General features: G+C 71.1%; 15 protein-coding genes. 9 read left to right on the top strand and 6 right to left on the bottom strand.

Annotated features, from left to right (window positions below; all coding sequences use genetic code 11):
• Positions 1–347: 347 nt before the first annotated feature.
• Both CLV43_RS22825 and CLV43_RS22830 read right to left on the bottom strand, forming a co-directional pair.
• On the bottom strand, positions 348–2,165 hold the full coding sequence (locus CLV43_RS22825; RefSeq protein ID WP_106189256.1) for a bifunctional metallophosphatase/5'-nucleotidase: 1,818 nt from the start codon (positions 2,163–2,165) through the stop codon (positions 348–350).
• Positions 2,166–2,204: 39 nt separating this feature from the next.
• Positions 2,205–2,555 carry a cupin domain-containing protein gene (locus CLV43_RS22830; protein WP_106189257.1) on the bottom strand — a complete coding sequence of 117 codons (351 nt, stop codon included), beginning with the start codon at positions 2,553–2,555 and terminating at the stop codon, positions 2,205–2,207.
• A 261-nt stretch (positions 2,556–2,816) separates the two neighbouring features.
• Between CLV43_RS22830 and CLV43_RS22835 the strand changes: the two genes are divergently transcribed.
• Entirely contained in the window at positions 2,817–3,515 is a 699-nt protein-coding gene (locus tag CLV43_RS22835; protein WP_245886827.1) for a class A beta-lactamase-related serine hydrolase, read from the top strand.
• A gap of 415 nt (positions 3,516–3,930) precedes the next feature.
• Here CLV43_RS22835 and CLV43_RS22840 read toward each other — a convergent pair whose 3' ends face one another.
• Entirely contained in the window at positions 3,931–4,689 is a 759-nt protein-coding gene (locus CLV43_RS22840; protein WP_106189370.1) for an SDR family oxidoreductase, read from the bottom strand.
• A gap of 101 nt (positions 4,690–4,790) precedes the next feature.
• Between CLV43_RS22840 and CLV43_RS22845 the strand changes: the two genes are divergently transcribed.
• Positions 4,791–5,630 (top strand): helix-turn-helix transcriptional regulator, encoded by an 840-nt coding sequence (locus CLV43_RS22845; RefSeq protein ID WP_106189259.1) that lies wholly within the window; start codon positions 4,791–4,793, stop codon positions 5,628–5,630.
• Here CLV43_RS22845 and CLV43_RS22850 read toward each other — a convergent pair.
• Together CLV43_RS22850 and CLV43_RS22855 are read right to left on the bottom strand one after the other, a co-directional pair.
• Positions 5,615–6,022: a hypothetical protein gene (locus CLV43_RS22850; protein WP_106189260.1), complete on the bottom strand. Its 408-nt coding sequence runs from the start codon at positions 6,020–6,022 to the stop codon at positions 5,615–5,617. The two genes, CLV43_RS22845 and CLV43_RS22850, sit on opposite strands and share 16 nt — an antisense overlap.
• Positions 6,000–6,647: a hypothetical protein gene (locus CLV43_RS22855; protein WP_245886829.1), complete on the bottom strand. Its 648-nt coding sequence runs from the start codon at positions 6,645–6,647 to the stop codon at positions 6,000–6,002. Before CLV43_RS22855 ends, CLV43_RS22850 begins: the two co-directional genes overlap by 23 nt.
• 182 nt (positions 6,648–6,829) lie before the next feature.
• Between CLV43_RS22855 and CLV43_RS22860 the strand changes: the two genes are divergently transcribed.
• From CLV43_RS22860 to CLV43_RS22880, 5 genes are all read left to right on the top strand, one after another.
• Positions 6,830–7,570: a response regulator transcription factor gene (locus CLV43_RS22860; RefSeq protein ID WP_106189261.1), complete on the top strand. Its 741-nt coding sequence runs from the start codon at positions 6,830–6,832 to the stop codon at positions 7,568–7,570.
• Positions 7,548–9,059, top strand: coding sequence for a sensor histidine kinase (locus CLV43_RS22865; protein WP_106189262.1), 1,512 nt, complete (start codon positions 7,548–7,550; stop codon positions 9,057–9,059). Before CLV43_RS22860 ends, CLV43_RS22865 begins: the two co-directional genes overlap by 23 nt.
• 375 nt (positions 9,060–9,434) lie before the next feature.
• Positions 9,435–11,285 (top strand): ArnT family glycosyltransferase, encoded by a 1,851-nt coding sequence (locus tag CLV43_RS22870; protein ID WP_106189263.1) that lies wholly within the window; start codon positions 9,435–9,437, stop codon positions 11,283–11,285.
• A gap of 38 nt (positions 11,286–11,323) precedes the next feature.
• On the top strand, positions 11,324–12,577 hold the full coding sequence (locus CLV43_RS22875) for a bifunctional glycosyltransferase family 2/GtrA family protein (RefSeq protein ID WP_245886830.1): 1,254 nt from the start codon (positions 11,324–11,326) through the stop codon (positions 12,575–12,577).
• Positions 12,574–14,421 carry an ArnT family glycosyltransferase gene (locus CLV43_RS22880; RefSeq protein WP_106189265.1) on the top strand — a complete coding sequence of 616 codons (1,848 nt, stop codon included), beginning with the start codon at positions 12,574–12,576 and terminating at the stop codon, positions 14,419–14,421. The genes CLV43_RS22875 and CLV43_RS22880 overlap by 4 nt, the downstream gene beginning before the upstream one ends.
• A gap of 46 nt (positions 14,422–14,467) precedes the next feature.
• Here the strand turns inward: CLV43_RS22880 and CLV43_RS22885 are convergent, their stop codons facing one another.
• Positions 14,468–15,490, bottom strand: coding sequence for a LacI family DNA-binding transcriptional regulator (locus CLV43_RS22885; protein WP_106189266.1), 1,023 nt, complete (start codon positions 15,488–15,490; stop codon positions 14,468–14,470).
• A gap of 194 nt (positions 15,491–15,684) precedes the next feature.
• Here CLV43_RS22885 and CLV43_RS22890 point away from each other — a divergent pair, with 194 nt between their 5' ends.
• Together CLV43_RS22890 and CLV43_RS22895 are read left to right on the top strand one after the other, a co-directional pair.
• Entirely contained in the window at positions 15,685–17,340 is a 1,656-nt protein-coding gene (locus CLV43_RS22890) for a glycoside hydrolase family 13 protein (protein WP_170155970.1), read from the top strand.
• 20 nt (positions 17,341–17,360) lie between these two features.
• Positions 17,361–18,728 carry an ABC transporter substrate-binding protein gene (locus CLV43_RS22895; protein ID WP_106189268.1) on the top strand — a complete coding sequence of 456 codons (1,368 nt, stop codon included), beginning with the start codon at positions 17,361–17,363 and terminating at the stop codon, positions 18,726–18,728.
• The last annotated feature ends 9 nt before the right edge of the window (positions 18,729–18,737 follow it).

The following is an 18,737-nucleotide window of genomic DNA, read 5'->3' on the forward strand; positions in this document are numbered from 1 at the left end:
CGCCGGAAGCGAGCACCGCCCACCCGACGAAGCTGGAAGCGAGCGGTGCTCGTCCGCTAGTGCGGTCGGCTTGACTTGGGGTTTTTGGGCTTAAACTTGCGGCGGCGGGCAGGCTCTACCACCTGCCCTTTTTCGCCCGACGAAGCCCAAAAAAGGGGCCCCAAGTCAAGCCGACCGCACCCGGAGACAGCTGTAGCGATACCCCCGGAGTCCGCTGTAGCGACACCCCCGGAGACCGCTGTAGCGACACCCCCGGAGACCGCTGTAGTGACACCCCCGTAGTCCGCCGCAGCGACACCCCCGGAGTCCTCGCCACCGATACCCAGCGCCGAGAACCCAGCCCCCAACTACTGCACAACCACCCCCACCCCACCAGCCGTCAACCGCCAATCCCCCCTCGCGAACAAAGCAGCATCGATCTCCCCGGCCTCCTTCACCCAGTCGATCATCAACTGCCGGATCTCCTGCTGCTGGTTCACCAGCACCGGCGCCGTCGAGATGTGCGGGAACCCCCCACCCCCCGACTGCCGGTAGTTGTTCACCGCCACCACGAACTGCTGGGCCGGGTCGACCGGCACACCCCCGTACGACAGCCCGGTGATCCGCTCCCCCGCCCCCTTCGCGATGTCGACGTCGTAGGTCAGCGGAGCGTCCAGCCCGAACGCGATGTCGTAGTTGTAGTCCGGTGTCCCGTTCGGGGCCGTGGTCGTGGGCGCGTTCGTCACCGAGTCCGCCGGGAACGGTCCGGCGGAGGTGACCTGCTTGAAGTACCGCGCGCTGTACTCCAGGTAGTCCTTCAGCTGCGCACCCGTCAGCGTCACCGCCAGCAGCGTGTTGTCGAAGATGTACAGCCCCGCCACGTCCCTGATCGTCACCTCACCAGCGGGGATCGCCGCCGCCCGGTTGAACGGTGCCGCGAGGGCGAGGATCGGCAGGGTGTTGGCGGGCAGGGCCTTCTTCACCTCGTTCGCCTGCACGAAGTTGATGAAGTCGAGCGCCGCCGTGTCCTCGTAGCGGGCGGTCGCCGCGGACATGGCCACCTTGTTCGTGCCGACCTTGGAGTTGACGTAGGTGACGACCTTGGCGTGGTCGGCGGTCAGCAGGCGGACGATCTTGGGGTCCTCGGCGACGGTGTTCGAGTTGAGGACCTGCGAGCGGGAGGCCTTGAGGGTCCAGCCGCCGCGCGGGGCCCATTCGAGGTCGAAGTCCATGAGGCTGAGGCGCTTGCCCCAGAACAGGGGCTCGGTGATGAGGACCTGCTTGCCGGTCGTCTTGTTCGCGACCAGGCGCTGCGGGATCTCCACGTGGGCGTGGCCCACCAGGATCGCGTCGATGCCCGGCACCTGCTCGGCGACCAGGGTGGCCGCGTTCTCCGGGTAGGGCAGCGCGTCGCCGTAGGACGACGACGTGTCCGCACCGGAGTGCGCGGACACGACGACCAGGTCGACTCCGGCGCGGCGCATCCTCGGCACCCAGACCTTGGCCTGCTCGACGAGACCGGGGAAGGTCATCTTTCCCTGGACGTTGGCCTTGTCCCAGATCGCGATGCCGGGGTTGGTCAGCCCGAGGATGCCCACCCGCAGCGGGGCCGTGCCGGTGCGCCACACCGTCTTCACCACGTACGGCTTGAACGCGGGCTGCCCGGTGCGCTCGTCGACCGCGTTCGCGCCGAGCAGCGGGAAGCGCAGCTGCTGCTCGAACGTGCGCAGCAGCGGGATGCCGTAGTTGAACTCGTGGTTGCCCAGCGCCGCCGCGTCGTAGCCGATGGCGTTCATCGCCGCCGCCATCGGGTGCACCCGGCGCCGGGTGATCGGCTCCACCTTGGCGTAGTAGTAGGCCAGGGGCGTGCCCTGGATCGTGTCGCCCGCGTCCAGCAGCAGGGTGCGGTGCGCCCCGTGCTGCTCGCGGACCGCGCTCACCAGGGACGAGATCTTCGCCAGGCCGATGTCGTTGTGGCCGGAGTCGTCGAACTCCTTGTTGGCGAAGTAGTCCCAGTTGAACACGTTGCCGTGCAGGTCCGTGGTGCCCATCACGGTCAGCGTGAACGGCCTGTTCACGCCTCGGGTGTCGGCCTGGGCGGCCGCCGGGCGGAAGCCCGCGGCGGCGAGGACGCCCGCGGCGGTGCCCGCGAGCACGGCGCGACGCCGGACTGGAGATTCGCTCATGCCGGGACCGTACGTCTTGACCGTTGACGGAACCGCAGGTCAAACCCCCGACGTCGGCTGCTCCCGGTACCGGATCTCCAGCATCGTGCACCCCGCCACCGTCCGGTAGGGCCCGTGCGGCATCCCCGGCGGCCTGCACGCGTAGTGCCCCACCCCGTACGTCTCCCCCGACGTCAGGTCCGTCAGGTCGCCCTCCAGCAGGTACACCTCCTCCACGTACTCGTGCCGGATCACCCCGGCCTCCGACGTGTCCACCCCCGCCGCCCACCGCGCGACCCTGGTCAGCACCACCTCGTCCGCCGCGCTCAGCACCCGTTCCCGAACCCCCGGCACCCCCGACTCGGCCCACGGCACACCCTCGACCGCGAAGAACTCCCGCTCCTGCTTCACTCGTGTCTCCCATGCGTTCAGTAGACCGACGGGTACCGACAAGAACAGGCCCGAAGGTTGTCGCTGAACCGGGTGAACTTCACACCCGGCCGCTAGCCTGCCCAGATGTTCCGACGCGCTTGGCCTTTCCTGCTGGCCGCGGTACTCGCCCTCCAGGCGTGCGGCACACCCGACCACACCAGGGTCGCCGCCACCTCCGCTGGCACCCCGGACTGCCCGGACACGGGCTTCGACTGCGACCTCGAGAAGAGGTTCGCACAGGTGGAGACTTACACGTCCACCCGTCCCGGCACCATCGGCATCGTCGTGAGAGATCGGAAAACCGGCGCCACCTGGCGCAACTCCCACGCCTCGGACCTCGTCTGGACCGCCTCCACCATCAAGCTCGCCATGGTCGTCGACCTCCTGCGACGCGACCGCGACCACGAGCTCACCCTCACCGACGACGACCGTGACCTCATCAAGAAGATGCTGCACAGCTCCGACGACGCCGCCGCCGACGACCTGTGGAAACGCTACTCCGGCCCCGACCACACCGCCTTCAACAAAGCCTTCCCCACCTACGGCATGACCGACCTGAAACCCCAGGAGGGCTACGCCGACACCTTCCCCTACTGGGGCTTCCAGAAATGCACCACCAACGACCTAGACCGCCTCATGTCCTACGTCCTGACCGATCTGCCGAAGGACGACCGCACCCCACTACTGGAAGCCATGCGCACCGTCGGCGAAGAACAACAATGGGGCGTCTGGGGCGCCGGCCCAGCCGCACAGCCGGGAAACAAGGACGGCTGGTCCGAAGAAGACACCGGCTGGGTCATGAACACCGTCGGCTTCGCCGGCCCCGACGAGCGCTACACCCTCGCCATCATGAACGACCTGCACCACCAGGGCGGCTACCAGGAAGGCCGCGACACCGACACGGAAATCGCCCGCCTCCTCTTCAACAACAAATTCTGACAAAACCAAACCCGCTCCGCCCAACACACAGCAAGAACGCCTTCCCTGCCCCACACACAGCGAGGACGCCTTCCCTGTCCAACGCGGAGCGAGGATCCCCCACGGGCGAAGCCCGCCAGCGCCCATCCGGCGCGGAGCGCCTGGGGCCTTGTCCGCCGCGCAGCAAGGATGCTCAGTCCGACGCGCAGCGAGGATGCCCTGTCAGGCGCAGCCTGATGCCCTCCCCACCCACACCTCCCACACGCACCCCGACGAGAAGCCATCTCTATGCCCACCACCGCTTGTCAAGACAGCCCTATCGTCTTGACAAGCGGTGGTGGGCATAGAACACTCGGCGAGCCGGGGTGCAAACACCTCACCCATCAACTCAAGACGACCCAGCCCCCTCACACCCCGCACACCGAGACCCCACCCATCACACCTGCCGAGTAGGCATCACCACGATCTGCCTCAAGTTCACATGCCGCGCCCGGCTCACCGCATAAGCCACCACGTCCGCCACCTCCTCGGCCGCCAGCCTCCCCGCGACCCCGATCCACGACTCCACCTCCTCCGCCGCCCCCCGATCCAGGTGCGTCAACAACTCCGACTCCACGAACCCCGGCTCCACATTCGTCACCCGCACGTCCTTCGGCCCCAACTCCACCCGCAGGTTCGCCGACAGGTGCGTCACCGCCGCCTTCGTCGCGCAGTACACCGCGTAGTCCGCGAACACCGCGTGCGCCCCCACCGACGAGATGTCCACCAGGTCGGCCGTCCCACCACCGGCGGCCACCGCGACCAGGTCCGACGTGAACTCACCGATCACCCGGAGCGCCCCGGTGACGTTCAGGTCCACCATCCGCGCCCAGTCGTCCGACCGGACGTCCGCGATGGGCGCCGCCAGCATCACCCCGGCGTTGTTCACCACCAGGTCGACCCTCCCGAACGCCTCCCGCACGGCCGCCCCGCCCGCCGCGACCGACTCCGCCGACGTCACGTCCACCTCGACGGCCAGCGCCCGGCCCCCGTCAGCGGTGATCTTGTCCGCCAGTTCCGCGAGCCGGTCGCCCCGCCGCGCGAACAGCGCCACCTTCGCCCCGCCGGCCGCCAACGCCAGCGCCGTGGCCGCCCCGATCCCGCTCGACGCCCCGGTCACCACGGCCGTCCGATCATCCAGTACAAGATTCGTCATGCCCACAACGCTGTCGTCGACGGGGTCCCGTTGGGAGGCTCGCTTCTTGGTAGTACCCCCAGAACCACCCACAACCCGCACCGAGGGGGCAGACTGTCCACATGAGCCGCGAACTCGGGGAGTTCCTCCGTTCCCGCCGCGCCCGCATCAAACCGACCGACGTGGGTCTGTCCGCCGGTCTGCGCCGCCGGGTGCCCGGTCTGCGCCGCGACGAGGTCGCGAGCCTCGCCGGGGTGAGCGTGGAGTACTACGTCCGCCTGGAGCAGGGGCGCACGGCCGGGGTGTCGGACTCGGTGCTGGACGCCGTGGGCCGGGCGCTGCGGTTGTCCGACGTGGAGCGCACGCACCTGCACAACCTGGTGCGCCCGGCGGACGGGAGCTCGGGGTCGACGCCGGTGAGCCCGACCGTGCAGCGGCTGATCGACCTGATGGACTCGGTGCCCGCGATGGTGCTGGGCAAGCACCTGGACGTGCTCGCCTACAACAGGCTGGCCGACGCGGTGTACGGGTTCTCCGCGCTGCCCGCGGCCGAGCGGAACATGGCCCGCAGGGCGTTCCTGAACCCGACGGCGCACCTGTTCTACCCGGAGTGGGACGCCGTGGCCGAGGAGACGGTGGCGTACCTGCGGCTGGAGGCGGGCAGGTTCCCCGAGGACCCGGAGCTGGCGTCGCTGGTCGGCGAGCTGTCGATCAAGAACGAGGTGTTCGGGCGGCTGTGGGCGCGGCACGACGTGAAGGACAAGGTGTTCGGCCGCAAGCTGGTCAACCACGACCTGGTCGGTGAGCTGCAGGTCGAGTGGCAGACGTTCATGCTGCCCGGCGAGGTGGGGCAGCACCTGCTGACCTACGTGCCGGTGCCGGGCTCGGCGACGGCGGACAAGCTCGCCGTGCTGGCGAGCTGGGCCGCGTCATCCCCCGAGCCGAGTCAGCTGACCAGCTGAGCGAGCCGGATGTAGGCCGAGGCGTCGCCGACGACGTCGCCCGTCCGCCCGGTCTGGTCGATCACGACGCGCACGGCGTCGCCGCGCCGGGACAGCGCCCGGCGGACGGCGACCGCGCCGATGCCCGGCGGGGTGCGCAGGTACGCGCGGTGGGCGCCGACGGCCCGTGCGACCGTCAGCAACCCGTCGAGCACGAGGTCGGGTGACGCGGTGAGCTCCACGACCTGCGCGGGGCTCACCGCGTCGCACACGACCACCGGGCGGTCGACGGTCGCGCTCGCGGCCAGCGCCCGCCACAGCGGGGACCTGGCCTCGAACAGCACGGCTATCAGCCTGCCGAACTCGGGCGCCGCGGCGGTGGCGCTCCGGTCAAGAGGTCGGCGGTTGACCACTGCCCTGGTCCTCACGGCGCGGTGGCACGCCCGGAGCCTGCTGGCCGCCGGGCATCTGCCCCTGGCGGCCCTGCTGCCCCTCGACGCGCTCCACGATCGACTTCGCGGTGGTCTTGCCGTCGGTCGTCTCGCCGATGACGGTCACCGTGTCGCCGTTCGCGATGCTGCTGATGTCGGTCTTGGTCTGCTGGTCGGGCCTGCCCGCGCCACCGATGACGGTGCTGCTGTCGATCGTGTACGTCCTGGTGTACCCGTCGGTGCTCTTGACGCCGATCGACGAGCTGGACACCTCGGTCACCGTGCCCACCTGGAACTCGCCGTGCAGCGACGTGCCGAAGCCGCCGAGGGCGCCACCACCGGGGAAACCGCCGCCCATGCGGCCGTACCCGCCGGGCCCGCCACGACCGCCGGGGCCCATGTCGGACGCGCCGACAGCGCCGTTGGCGGCGTAGATGGCCGTCCCGCCCGCGGCGGCGATGCCGACCGCGATGGCGACGGCCGCGACGGTCTTGCGGCCGGACCAGCTCGGCCGGTCCGCGGCCGGTTGCTCGGCACCCCAGGCGGGCTCCTGCGGTGGCACGGCCGAACCCGGCTGCTCCGCCGGTGTGTTCTGGTCGGTGCTCATCGTCCATCCTCCTGCGATCGTCCAACGGGCGTCCGCCGCGTTGTGAGGACAACGGTCCCGTCGTTGCCTGTGTAGGCGCTGTGCGTCCGTTGGGCGACCGCTGTGGGCCTGCCTGCCCCGCTCACAGGTGGTACACAGGGTTCGCACAGCCCCGGCCCAACGGCCCAGCACAGGATTCGGACATGCGCGCAGTGACGACCAGCAAGAAGCACGCCGAACTCCGCCGCCCGGACGGCCAGGCCGTGCGGGTCCTCGTCGTCGACGACGAGTCGACCCTGGCCGAGCTGATGTCCATGGCGCTGCGGATGGAGACCTGGGAGGTCCGCACGGCGCTGGACGGCGCGTCGGCCGTGCGCACCGCGCGGGAGTTCCGCCCGGACGCCGTCGTGCTGGACGTCATGCTGCCCGACTTCGACGGCATCGAGGTGCTGCGCAGGCTCCGCGCCGAGCAGCCGAACCTACCCGTGCTGTTCCTGACGGCGAAGGACGCCGTGGAGGACCGCATCGCCGGGCTGACCGCCGGTGGCGACGACTACGTGACCAAGCCGTTCAGCCTGGAGGAGGTCGTGCTGAGGTTGCGCGCGCTGATGCGCCGCACCGGCGTGACCGAGGCGACGGCGGGCGCGGAGCTCGTGGTCGGCGACCTGCGGCTGGACGAGGACACCCGCGAGGTGCACCGCGGCGGCCGGTCGATCGACCTGACCGCGACCGAGTTCGAGCTGCTCCGCTACCTCATGCGCAACCCCAAGCGGGTCCTGAGCAAGGCCCAGATCCTCGACCGGGTGTGGAGCTACGACTTCGGCGGGCAGGCGAACATCGTCGAGCTGTACATCTCCTACCTGCGCAAGAAGATCGACGCGGGCCACGAGCCCATGATCCACACGATGCGGGGCGCGGGCTATGTCCTCAAGCCGGCACCCTAGGTCCTGGTCGCTGCGCACCCGGATCATCGCGGAGCAGATGGCGCTGCTCACGCTGGTGTGCCTGATCATCGGCGTGGTCACGATGGTGGCGCTGCGGGACTTCCAGATCAAGAAGCTCGACGAGCAGGTGCAGTTCGCGTCCAACAGGGCGTCGGAGTTCCGCGGCGACCGGTCGCCGCCCAACGGGCTGCCGAGGCTCCCCGGTCTCGGCGGGAGCAACGACCGCAACCCGCTGTCGGGCCCTGGCCAGGCACCGGGCACCCTCTCCGCGACCGTGCACGGCGGGACGATCACCCAGGCCCTGCGGCTCACGCCCGGTCGCGGCGACCAGGAGTCCGTGCCCGACGAGGCGCGTCCTCAGCTCATCGGGCTCCAACCGGACGGCAGGCCGCACTCCGTGACGCTGGAGGGGATCGGCGAGTACCGGCTGATCGCCGCCGCCACACCGTCCGGCGACGTGCTCGTCACCGGGCTGCCGCTGACCCAGGTCAACGCCACCGTGCTCCAGCTCGGCTTCGTGCTGGGCGGCGTCGCACTGGCAGGTCTGCTCGTGGCCGCGCTGGCGGGCGCGTTCATCGTGCGCCGCACGCTGCAACCGCTGCAACGCGTCGCCGGCATCGCGACACGGGTCTCGGAGCTGCCGCTGCACGAGGGCGAGGTCGCCCTCGCCGTCCGCGTGCCCGAACGCGACAGCAACCCCAACACCGAGGTCGGCCAGGTCGGCCTCGCGCTCAACCGCATGCTCGGCCACATCGGCAACGCCCTCACCGCCCGCCACGCCACCGAGACCAGGGTCCGCCAGTTCGTCGCCGACGCCTCCCACGAGCTGCGCACCCCGCTCGCCGCCATCCGCGGCTACGCCGAGCTCACCCGGCGCAGCAAGGCCGAGGTCCCACCCGAGATCGCCCACGCCATGAGCCGCGTCGAGTCCGAGGCCGACCGCATGACCGTCCTCGTCCAGGACCTGCTCCTGCTGGCCCGCCTCGACGCGGGCCGCCCCCTCGACGACTCCGAGGTCGACCTCACCAGACTCGTCCTGGACGCGGTCAGCGACTCCCGCATCTCCGCCCAGGCCCACAACTGGCAACTCGAGCTCCCCGCCGAACCGGTCACCGTCCGCGGCGACGCCGACCGCCTCCACCAGGTGCTCGCGAACCTCCTCTCCAACGCCCGCACCCACACCCCACCCGGCACCACCGTCACCACCGGCCTGTCGGTCTCCCCGGCCCACGGCGTCGAGCTCACCGTCACCGACAACGGCCCCGGCATCTCCCCCGACCTCCTCCCCGACGTCTTCGAACGCTTCGCCCGCGGCGACAGCTCCCGCTCCCGCGCCGCCGGCAGCACCGGCCTCGGCCTCTCCATCGTCTCCGCCGTGGTCGCCTCCCACGGCGGCACAGTCGGCGTAGCCAGCGAACCCGGCAAAACCAGATTCACCGTCCGCCTACCAATCCACAGAACCGCAACCGCCACTTCACAACGCACCTAACGCACCAACCAGCGCACCAACAACCAACGCACCCAGCCCCCAACGACGCTGAAAGCGAGCGGCACCCGTCCGCTGGCGGCCGGCTTGACTTGGGGTTTTTGGGCTTAAAATTGGTCGGCGGGCAGGCTCTACCACCTGCCCTTTTTCGCCCGACGAAGCCCAAAAAAGGGGCCCCAAGTCAAGCCGGCCGCACCCCCCACGGCCGCAGCGACACCCCGCTCACCTCGCCACCGACACCCGACGCCGAGCACCAACACACGCCGAAGCCACACACCCGAAACACACACCCAAAACCCCACCCGAAACCCCCACCCACACAGCTCCCACACAGCAAAGCCACAAGGACCGCCCAGCCACGCCCGACAACCTCACCCCATGACGGTCGTCGACTCCCAAGCCCCAGCCTCCCTCGCGCCGCCCATCACCCCCGACCCGGCACCGAGATCCCCCCGCTGGGCCCGTCCCGCCTTCTTCGTCCTGCTCGGCGCGACCGCTCTCCTCTACCTCTGGCAGCTGGGCGACTCGGAGTGGGCCAACGCCTACTACTCGGCCGCCGCCCAGGCCGGGTCGCAGAGCTGGGAGGCCTGGTTCTTCGGGTCGACCGACGCCGCCAACTCCATCACCGTCGACAAGACCCCGGCCGCGCTGTGGTTCATGGGCCTGTCGGCCAGGGTGTTCGGGGTCAACGCGTGGAGCGTCCTCGTCCCGCAGGCGTTGATGGGTGTCGGCAGCGTCGGCCTCCTCCACGCCGCCGTGAAGCGCACGTCGGGTCCGGCCGCCGGGCTCATCGCGGGTGCCGTGCTGGCGTTGACCCCGGTCGCCGTCCTCATGTTCCGCTTCAACAACCCGGACGCGCTGCTGGTCCTCCTGCTCGTCGCGGGCGCCTACTGCACGATCCGCGCCACCGAGCGGGCCAGTTGGCGGTGGCTCGCGCTGGCGGGCGTCGCGGTCGGGTTCGCCTTCCTGGCCAAGATGCTCCAGGCCTTCCTGGTGCTGCCCGCGTTCGGTCTCGGTTACCTCTTCTTCGCCCGCACCACCGTCACCCGCAAGCTCCTCCACCTCGCCGGGGCCCTGGGCGCGATGGTCGTCGCGGGCGGCTGGTGGGTGGCGGTGGTCGAGCTCGTCCCGGCGGGTTCCCGCCCGTTCATCGGCGGTTCGCAGACCAACAGCGTCCTCGAGCTCACCTTGGGCTACAACGGTTTCGGCAGGCTCACCGGTGACGAGGTCGGCAGTGTCGGCGGCGGCGCGGGCGGCGGCTGGGGGTCGACGGGCTGGGCCCGGCTGTTCGGCGGCGAGATGGGCGGCCAGATCGCCTGGCTGCTCCCCGCGACCCTGGTGCTGCTGGTCGCGGGCTGGTGGGCCGCCCGCGGCCCGGCCCGCGCCGCGCTCGTGGTGTGGGGCGGCTGGCTGCTCGTCACGGCGGCCGTGTTCAGCTACATGAACGGCATCATCCACGGCTACTACACCGTGGCGCTCGCCCCCGCGATCGGCGGTGTGATCGGTGTCGGCGCCGCGGCGCTGTGGCGGCGGCGGCAGGACCCGATGGCGCTCGCGGCGCTGTCCGGCGCCGTCGCGCTGGCCGGGATCCAGGCCTACCTGCTGCTCGCCTCCTGGTCGTCCGCGTTCGCGATCGCCGTGCTGGTGCTGGGGTTCGTCGGCGCGGCCGGGTTCTTCTTCAGCCCCAAGGTGTTCGTCCCGATCGCGCTGGTCGCCGCGCTGGCCGGACCGGGCGCCTACTCGGTCGCCACGGCCTCCACCGCGCACACCGGCGCCATCCCGTCGGCCGGTCCGGCGGGCACGGGCGGGTTCCGCGGCGGAGGCGGCGGCACGGGCGGCGCGATGCCCGGCGGTGGCGGCGGCATGGGCGGTCTGCTCAGCGCCCCCACGCCCGGCGCGAACCTGGTCTCGTTGCTGCGCGGCGGTTCCCAGACCTGGGCCGCGGCCGCGGTGGGCTCCAACAACGCCGCGGGCTACCAGCTGGGCAGCGGCATGCCCGTGATGGCCGTCGGCGGCTTCAACGGCACCGACCCGGCGCCGACCCTCGCCGAGTTCCAACAGCTCGTGGCGGACGGGAGGATCCACTACTTCCTCGGCGGCGCGGGCATGTCCGGGTCCACCGGCAGCGACGACGCGCAGGAGATCGCGGCCTGGGTCGCGCGGAGCTTCCAGGGCACCACCGTCGACGGCGTCGCGGTCTACGACCTCACAGTCGGCGCACAGCGATGACACACGAAGCACCCAGCCCCGACCTCGAAGTTGGGCTCATGACAGTCACGACGCTGCGGCCCGGTGCGAGTCCCATCGCGACGAACACCAAGACCCCCGTCCTGGACGTGGTGGTGCCGGTTTACAACGAAGAGGTGGACCTGGGGCCGTGCGTGCGCAGGCTGCACGCCGAGATGGCGCGGAGCTTCCCGTACCCGTTCCGGATCACCATCGCGGACAACGCCAGCACGGACGGGACCGCCGCCGTCGCGCGGGAGCTGGTCGAGGAGCTGCCCGAGGTCGTCGTGGTGCACCTGGAGCAGAAGGGCCGCGGCCGGGCGCTGCACCAGGTCTGGCTCGGGTCGGACGCGCCGGTGCTGGCCTACATGGACGTCGACCTGTCGACGGACCTGGCTGCGCTGCCGCCGCTGATCGCCCCGCTGATCTCCGGCCACTCCGACATCGCGATCGGCAGCAGGCTGGCCCGCGGCGCGCGGGTGGTCCGCGGCCCGAAGCGCGAGTTCATCTCCCGCTGCTACAACCTGCTGCTGCGCGGCACGCTGGCCACCCGGTTCTCCGACGCGCAGTGCGGGTTCAAGGCGATCCGCGCGGACGTCGCGAAGCGGCTGCTGCCGCACGTCGTGGACACCGGCTGGTTCTTCGACACCGAGCTGCTGGTGCTCGGCGAACGGGCGGGCCTGCGCATCCACGAGGTCCCGGTGGACTGGGTGGACGACCCGGACAGCAGGGTGGACATCGTGTCGACCGCCATGGCGGACCTCAGGGGCGTGGCGCGGCTGGGCCGGGCGCTGGCGACCGGCGGGCTGCCCATCGCGGAGCTGCGCCAAGCACTGGGCCGCGCGCCGCTGGAGAGCGCGACCCCCGGTGTTCCGACGGGGCTGCTGCGCCAGCTGGTCCGGTTCGCCGCGATCGGCGTGACCAGCACGCTGGCCTACCTGCTGCTGTTCCTGCTGCTGCGCGGCGGGCTCGGCGCGCAGGGCGCGAACCTGGTGTCGCTGCTCGTGACGGCCATCGCCAACACCGCGGCCAACCGCCGCTTCACGTTCGGGGTGCGCGGTCGCGACGGCGCGGGCAGGCACCAGTTCGAGGGGCTCATCGTGTTCGGGCTCGGGCTCGCGCTGACCAGCGGATCCCTTGCCCTGCTGCACAGTTCGACCGATCCCGGCCAGGTCGCCGAGGTCGCCGCCGTCGTCGGCGCCAACCTGATCGCCACCGTGTTGCGCTTCCTGCTGCTGCGCAACTGGGTGTTCCGTCCGCGTACCGCTGCGATTCCCCTGGAGAACGAGTCATGACCACGACGCTGGCGCCGAGCGCGACTACCGTCGCCCCCGTGGAAGCGAAGCCCGACCCCACGCCGAGATGGGTGCGACCCGCGTTCTTCGCCCTGCTGGCGGGCACCGCGATCCTGTTCCTGTGGAACCTGTCCGCCTCCGGGTACGGCAACGGCTTCTACGCCGCCGCGACCCAGTCCGCCACGCAGAGCTGGAAGGCCTGGCTGTTCGGGTCGCTGGACTCGGGCAACGTGCTGACCGTCGACAAGCCCCCGGCGTTCCTGTGGGTCAGCGGGCTGTTCGCCCGGATCTTCGGCTTCTCCACCTGGACCGTGCTCGCACCGCAGGCGCTGGAGGGCGTCGCCGCCGTGGCCCTGCTGTACGCCACGGTGAAGCGCACCTCCGGCCCGGTCGCCGGTCTGCTGGCCGGTGTGGCGCTCGCGCTGACCCCGGTCGCGACGCTGGTGTTCCGGTTCAACCTGCCGGACGCGCTGCTGGTGCTGCTGATGATCGCCGCCGCGTACTGCGTGGTGCGGTCGCTGGAGAAGGCCAGCCCGTGGTGGCTCGCGCTCGCGGGGAGCGCCATCGGGTTCGCCTTCCTGGCCAAGATGGGCCAGGCGCTGCTGGTGCTGCCCGCGCTCGGCCTCGTCTACCTGGTCGCCGCGCCGACCGGGCTCGGCAAGCGGCTGCTGCACCTGCTCGGCGCGGCCGTCTCGATGACCGTGTCCGCGGGCTGGTTCATCGTGCTGGTCGAGCTGTGGCCCGCCGACTCCCGCCCCTACATCGGCGGGTCGACCAACGACAGCCTGTGGGAGCTCGCCGTCGGCTACAACGGCCTCGGCCGGTTGTTCGGCCAGGGTGGCGGCGGTGGCGGCGGCCTGGCCGGTGGCGGCAACACCGGGTTCGGCGGCGCGTCGGGGATCGGCCGGATGTTCGGGGCCAGCTTCGGCTCCGAGGTGTCCTGGCTGCTGCCCGCGGCGCTGGTCGGACTGGTCGCCGGGCTCTGGTTCACCCGCCGGGCGCCGCGCACCAGCGTCACCCGCGCCGCGCTGGTCCTGTGGGGCGGCTGGATGGTCGTCACCGCGCTGGTGTTCAGCTTCATGAGCGGCATCATCCACCCGTACTACACCGTCGCACTGGCTCCGGGGATCGTCGGCACCGTCGCCATCGCCGGTCGTGAGCTGTGGCGGGGCCGGGCTCACACCCCCGCCCGCGCGACGCTGGCCGCGATGGTCGCGGTGACCGGGTTCTGGGCGTTCATCCTGCTCAACAGGGTGCCCACGTGGCTTCCGTTCGTGCGCTGGGTGATCGTGGTCGCCACCGTGGTGGTCGCCACCGCCGTCGCGTTGGGCGTGCCGCTGGCCCGCAAGGTCCTGCTCGCCGCGCTGCTCGCCGTCGGCCTGCTCGGCACCGTGTCCTACTCGCTGGCCACGGCCGCCACCTCGCACAGCGGCTCGATCCCGACCTCCGGTCCCGGCGCGTACGTCTCCGGCGGGTTCGGCGGCGGCATGGGCGGCCCCGGCGAGGAGTCCTCGACCGGCGGTGAGCTGACCAAGCTGCTCCAGGCCACCACCGGCACGTGGGCCGCCGCGACGGTCAGCTCGCAGAGCGCCGCGAGCCTGGAGCTCAGCTCCGGCAAGGCCGTCATCGGCATCGGCGGCTGGAGCGGCTCCGACCCGGCCCCGACGCTGGCCGAGTTCCAGCAGTACGTCGCCGACGGGCGGATCGGGTACTACGTGCCCGGCGGCCGTGGCGGCGGCGGGATGGGCGGCGGGGGCGGCGGCAACGAGATCGCCACCTGGGTCGCGGCCAACTTCACCGCGATGACGGTCGACGGCACGACCGTCTACGACCTGAGCGAGTAGCCCCGTCGAAGGACGCGCGCGTGGCCACCGGGCCGCGCGCGCGTCCTCACGTCCGGGGACGGGTGGTGGAGGCGCGTTCGACCAGGTCGACGCCGATGGTGACGGCCTTGCGCGGTTGTTTGCCGGTCTCGATCGACCCGATCAGCATCCGCACGGCCGTGGCCGCCTTCTCGCCGATGTCCTGGGCGATCGTGGTGAGCTTGGGCGTGACGTAGGCGCACAGGTCGAGGTTGTCGAAGCCGATGACGGAGACGTCCTCGGGCACGGAGGCGCCGCTGTCGGCGATGCCCTCCATGATGCCGATCGCGAGTATGTCCGCGGTCGCGAACACCGCCGTGGCGCGCGGGTGGGCGGTGAGCAGTCGTAGGCCCACCTCCAGGCCGTCGGCGTGGGTCGTGTTGACCGTCTCGATCAGGTCGTCGTCCCAGGTCAGACCGGCGTCGGCGAACGCGTCGAGGAAACCCTCGAACCGCTGGTGCACCACGCCGACGTCGGAGAACGAGGGCCCCGCGAACAGGATCCGGCGGTGGCCCAGCGCGATCAGGTGCTCGGCGGCCAGCTTGGCGCCCGCGAAGTCGTCGGCGCGGACGCCGGTGGTGATCCGGTTCTTCGAGTAGCTGTCGACGGCCAGCACCCGGACACCGCCGATCGTGGCCTTGCTGATCCGGTCCAGCTCCTCGTCGAGGAACCCGAGCAGCACCGCGCCGTCCAGGCTCCACGACTGGAGGGCCTCGGTGACCTCGTCGGGGTGGGCGATGCCGCGCAGCAGCAGGTGGTAGCCGCGCTTGCGCAGCTCGCGCTCGATCTGGCCCGCGATGGCGACGTTGTGCGGGCTGATCATCATGCTGTCCTCGTCGGCCGCCGGGACCAGCAGCCCGATCAGCCGCGACGACTTGGCCGCGAGGCTGCGCGCGGACGCGCTCGGCACGTAGCCGCGCTCGGCCACGATGCGCCGCACGCGCTCGATGGTCTCCGGCGAGACGCGCGCCTTGTTGCCGTTGACGACGTTGGAGACGGTCATCATGCTCACGCCCGCCTCGTCGGCGATGTCCCGCAGGGTGACCCGCACCTGTCGAGCTCCTCTCGTCCTGGCACCCAGGATACGACTCCCGGTTCGCCGCGAAGACCGCTTCCACCGTTGACACGGTGCCGGGGGTCACACTACCGTCCGACTAGGTGGAGCGCTAAACCTAACCCGCGGATCCGGCGGCCGGAGCGTCCACAGTGGTTCGTCCACGACCAGTCGTCCAGGGATGGAGCTCCGTGAGCACCAGCACATCGACCTTTGTCCGCAACGCTTCCGGCGAGTCGACCGCGTGGTGGCGCACCGCGGTGATCTACCAGGTCTACCCGCGCAGCTTCGCCGACGGCAACGGCGACGGCACCGGCGACCTCGCCGGGGTGCGGTCGCGGCTGCCCTACCTGAGCTCGCTCGGCGTCGACGCCATCTGGTTCACCCCCTGGTACTCCTCACCGCTGGCCGACGGCGGGTACGACGTCGCCGACTACCGGGCGATCGACCCGGCGTTCGGCACCCTGGAGGAGGCCGAGTCGCTGATCGCGGAGGCCGCCGCGCTGGGCATCCGCACGATCGTCGACATCGTGCCGAACCACGTGTCCGACCAGCACGAGTGGTTCCGCGCCGCACTGGCCGCCGAGCCGGGATCGCCCGAGCGGCAACGGTTCTGGTTCCGCGAGGGCCGGGGGCCCGACGGGTCGCAGCCGCCGACGGACTGGATCTCCAGCTTCTCCGGCGGCACCTGGACCCGGACGACGAACGGCGACGGCACGCCCGGCGAGTGGTACCTGCACCTGTTCGCCCCGCAGCAGCCCGACCTGAACTGGAACCACCCGGACGTGCGGCGCGAGCACGAGGACGTGCTGCGGTTCTGGTTCGACCGCGGGGTCGCGGGCATCCGGATCGACTCGGCGACCATGCCGGTCAAGGACGACAGCTTCCCGGTGCTCGTCGACGAGCGCGGTCCCGGCGGGCACCCGTTCGTCGACCGCGACGGGCTGCACGACATCTACCGCGGCTGGCGCGCGGTCGCGGACTCCTACGAGGAGCCGAGGATGCTCGTCGGCGAGATCTGGCTGGCCGACCACCGGCGGTTCGCCCGCTACCTGCGCCCCGACGAGATGCACACGGCGTTCAACTTCGACTTCATGATGCGCCCGTGGGACCCCGCGCAGCTGCGCGAGTCCATCCAGACCACTGTGGACGCCCACCGCCCGGTCGGCGCGGCGCCGACGTGGACGCTGTCCAACCACGACGTCACCCGGCCCGCGACCCGGTTCGGCCGCGAGGACAGCTCGTTCGGCTTCGCCGCGCGGCGGTTCGGCATCCCGACCGACCTGGCCACCGGGCGGCGCCGGGCACGGGCCGCGGCCCTGCTGACCGGCGCGCTGCCGGGGTCCCTTTACCTGTACCAGGGCGACGAGCTCGGCCTGCCCGAGGTCGAGGACCTGCCGCGCGGCGCGCTCCAGGACCCGATGTACTTCCGGTCCGAGGGCGTCGACCCCGGTCGCGACGGCTGCCGCGTGCCGCTGCCGTGGACCGAGTCCGGACCGACCTTCGGGTTCGGTGACGGCACCGCGCCGTCGTGGCTCCCCCAGCCGGTGGGCTGGGGCGGCTACTCGGTGCAGGCGCAGGAGGCCGACCCCGGCTCGACGCTCTCGCTCTACCGCTCCATGCTCGCCCTCCGGCGGTCCGAGCCCGCGCTGCGCGGGGAGGACTTCGCCTGGGTCGACTCCTCCGACGGGGTCGTCGCGTTCCGCCGCGGCGAGGACCTGCTGTGCCTGGTGAACCTGGGCCCGGCGGCCGTCGCACTGCCCCCGCACTCCTCAGTCCTGCTCACCAGTGACGGCCTGGTCGCCGGCACTCTCCCCACCGACACGGCCGTCTGGCTGCGCAGGTGAACCACGCCCTTGGAGGGACGATGAGGTCCTCGAAGTCCATCGCAGTTCTGGCGGTCGCCACCGCCACCGCCGCCGCGCTCGCCGCGTGCTCGGGTGGTGGCGGTGCCGAGAGCGCCGACGGCAGAACCCTGGTCAACGTCTCGCTCGACCCCGGACTGGAACAGGGGGCGATCGACGCGTTCAACACCCGCGTGTCCCAGTTCGAGGCGGCGAACCCGACCATCGACCTGGTGCCGCGCGAGTACAAGTGGGACGCCACGACGTTCACCACGCAGCTCGCGGGCGGCACGCTGCCCGACGTGTTCACCGTCCCGTTCACCGACGGGCGGGGGCTGATCGAGCGCAAGCAGATCGCCGACATCAGCGGGCAGGTCGCCGAGCTGCCCTACGCCAAGAGCTTCAACGAGAAGGTCGCGCAGGCCGGGTCGGCCGCGGACGGCAGGATGTGGGCGGTGCCGATCGCCGCGCACGGCCAGGCGCTGCACTACAACCGGACGCTGTTCACCCAGGCCGGTCTCGACCCGGACAAGCCGCCGACCACGTGGGAGGAGATCCGGTCGGCCGCCAAGCAGATCTCCGAGCGCACCGGCCAGGCCGGGTACGCGATGATGACGAGCGGCAACACCGGCGGCTGGATCGCCACCACGATGGACTACGCCTTCGGCGGCCGCACCGAGAAGCTCGACGGCGACAACGCCAAGTCCACTGTGGACACCCCGGAGATGGTCAAGGCGCTGCAGACCGTGCGGGCCATGCGGTGGGACGACAACAGCATGGGCTCCAACTTCCTGTACGAGTGGGGGACCATCAACCAGGACTTCGCCGCGGGCCGGATCGGGATGTACGTCTCCGGTGGCGGCAACTACGGCTCGCTGGTCGCGCAGAACGCGATGAAGGCCGACGACTACGGCGTCACGGCGCTCCCCCTGTCCGGTGGTGCGAACGCCGGTGTGCTCGGCGGCGGGACGCTGGCGGCGGTCAGCGCCAAGGCACCGGACAAGGTCAAGGCCGCGGCCGTGAAGTGGATCGACTTCTACTACCTGGAGAAGCTCACGAACCAGGACGCCGCCGTGGCCGACGCGAAGTCCACCGCGGACTCCGGCCAGGCCGTCGGCTCGCCCGAGCTGCCGGTGTTCGACAAGGCGTCGTTCGACCAGCGGCTGGGTTGGATCCAGCAGTACGTCAACGTGCCGCTCAAGCAGATGGCTCCCTACACCGACAAGATGTTCGACCAGCCGCTGGTCCCGGAGCCGACCCGCTCCACCCAGCAGGTGTACGCGCTGCTCGACCCGGTGGTGCAGTCCGTGCTGACCGACCGGAACGCCGACGTCACCGCGCTGCTGAACGGGGCGCAGACGCAGGCACAAGCCCTCCTGGACAAGAAGTGACGGCCCCAC

It is taken from the genome of Umezawaea tangerina (assembly GCF_003002815.1).
In the GTDB taxonomy this organism is placed as follows: domain Bacteria; phylum Actinomycetota; class Actinomycetes; order Mycobacteriales; family Pseudonocardiaceae; genus Umezawaea; species Umezawaea tangerina.

Bases quoted from the DNA above. Each gene is read 5' to 3' on its own strand.
- CLV43_RS22840 (WP_106189370.1), bottom strand. From the start codon at position 4,689: ATGACGAATCTTGTACTGGATGATCGGACGGCCGTGGTGACCGGGGCG.
- CLV43_RS22860 (WP_106189261.1), top strand. From the start codon at position 6,830: ATGCGCGCAGTGACGACCAGCAAGAAGCACGCCGAACTCCGCCGCCCG.
- CLV43_RS22865 (WP_106189262.1), top strand. From the start codon at position 7,548: ATGTCCTCAAGCCGGCACCCTAGGTCCTGGTCGCTGCGCACCCGGATC.
- CLV43_RS22875 (WP_245886830.1), top strand. From the start codon at position 11,324: ATGACAGTCACGACGCTGCGGCCCGGTGCGAGTCCCATCGCGACGAAC.
- CLV43_RS22895 (WP_106189268.1), top strand. From the start codon at position 17,361: ATGAGGTCCTCGAAGTCCATCGCAGTTCTGGCGGTCGCCACCGCCACC.
- CLV43_RS22825 (WP_106189256.1), bottom strand. From the start codon at position 2,165: ATGAGCGAATCTCCAGTCCGGCGTCGCGCCGTGCTCGCGGGCACCGCC.
- CLV43_RS22855 (WP_245886829.1), bottom strand. From the start codon at position 6,647: ATGAGCACCGACCAGAACACACCGGCGGAGCAGCCGGGTTCGGCCGTG.
- CLV43_RS22870 (WP_106189263.1), top strand. From the start codon at position 9,435: ATGACGGTCGTCGACTCCCAAGCCCCAGCCTCCCTCGCGCCGCCCATC.
- CLV43_RS22845 (WP_106189259.1), top strand. From the start codon at position 4,791: ATGAGCCGCGAACTCGGGGAGTTCCTCCGTTCCCGCCGCGCCCGCATC.
- CLV43_RS22880 (WP_106189265.1), top strand. From the start codon at position 12,574: ATGACCACGACGCTGGCGCCGAGCGCGACTACCGTCGCCCCCGTGGAA.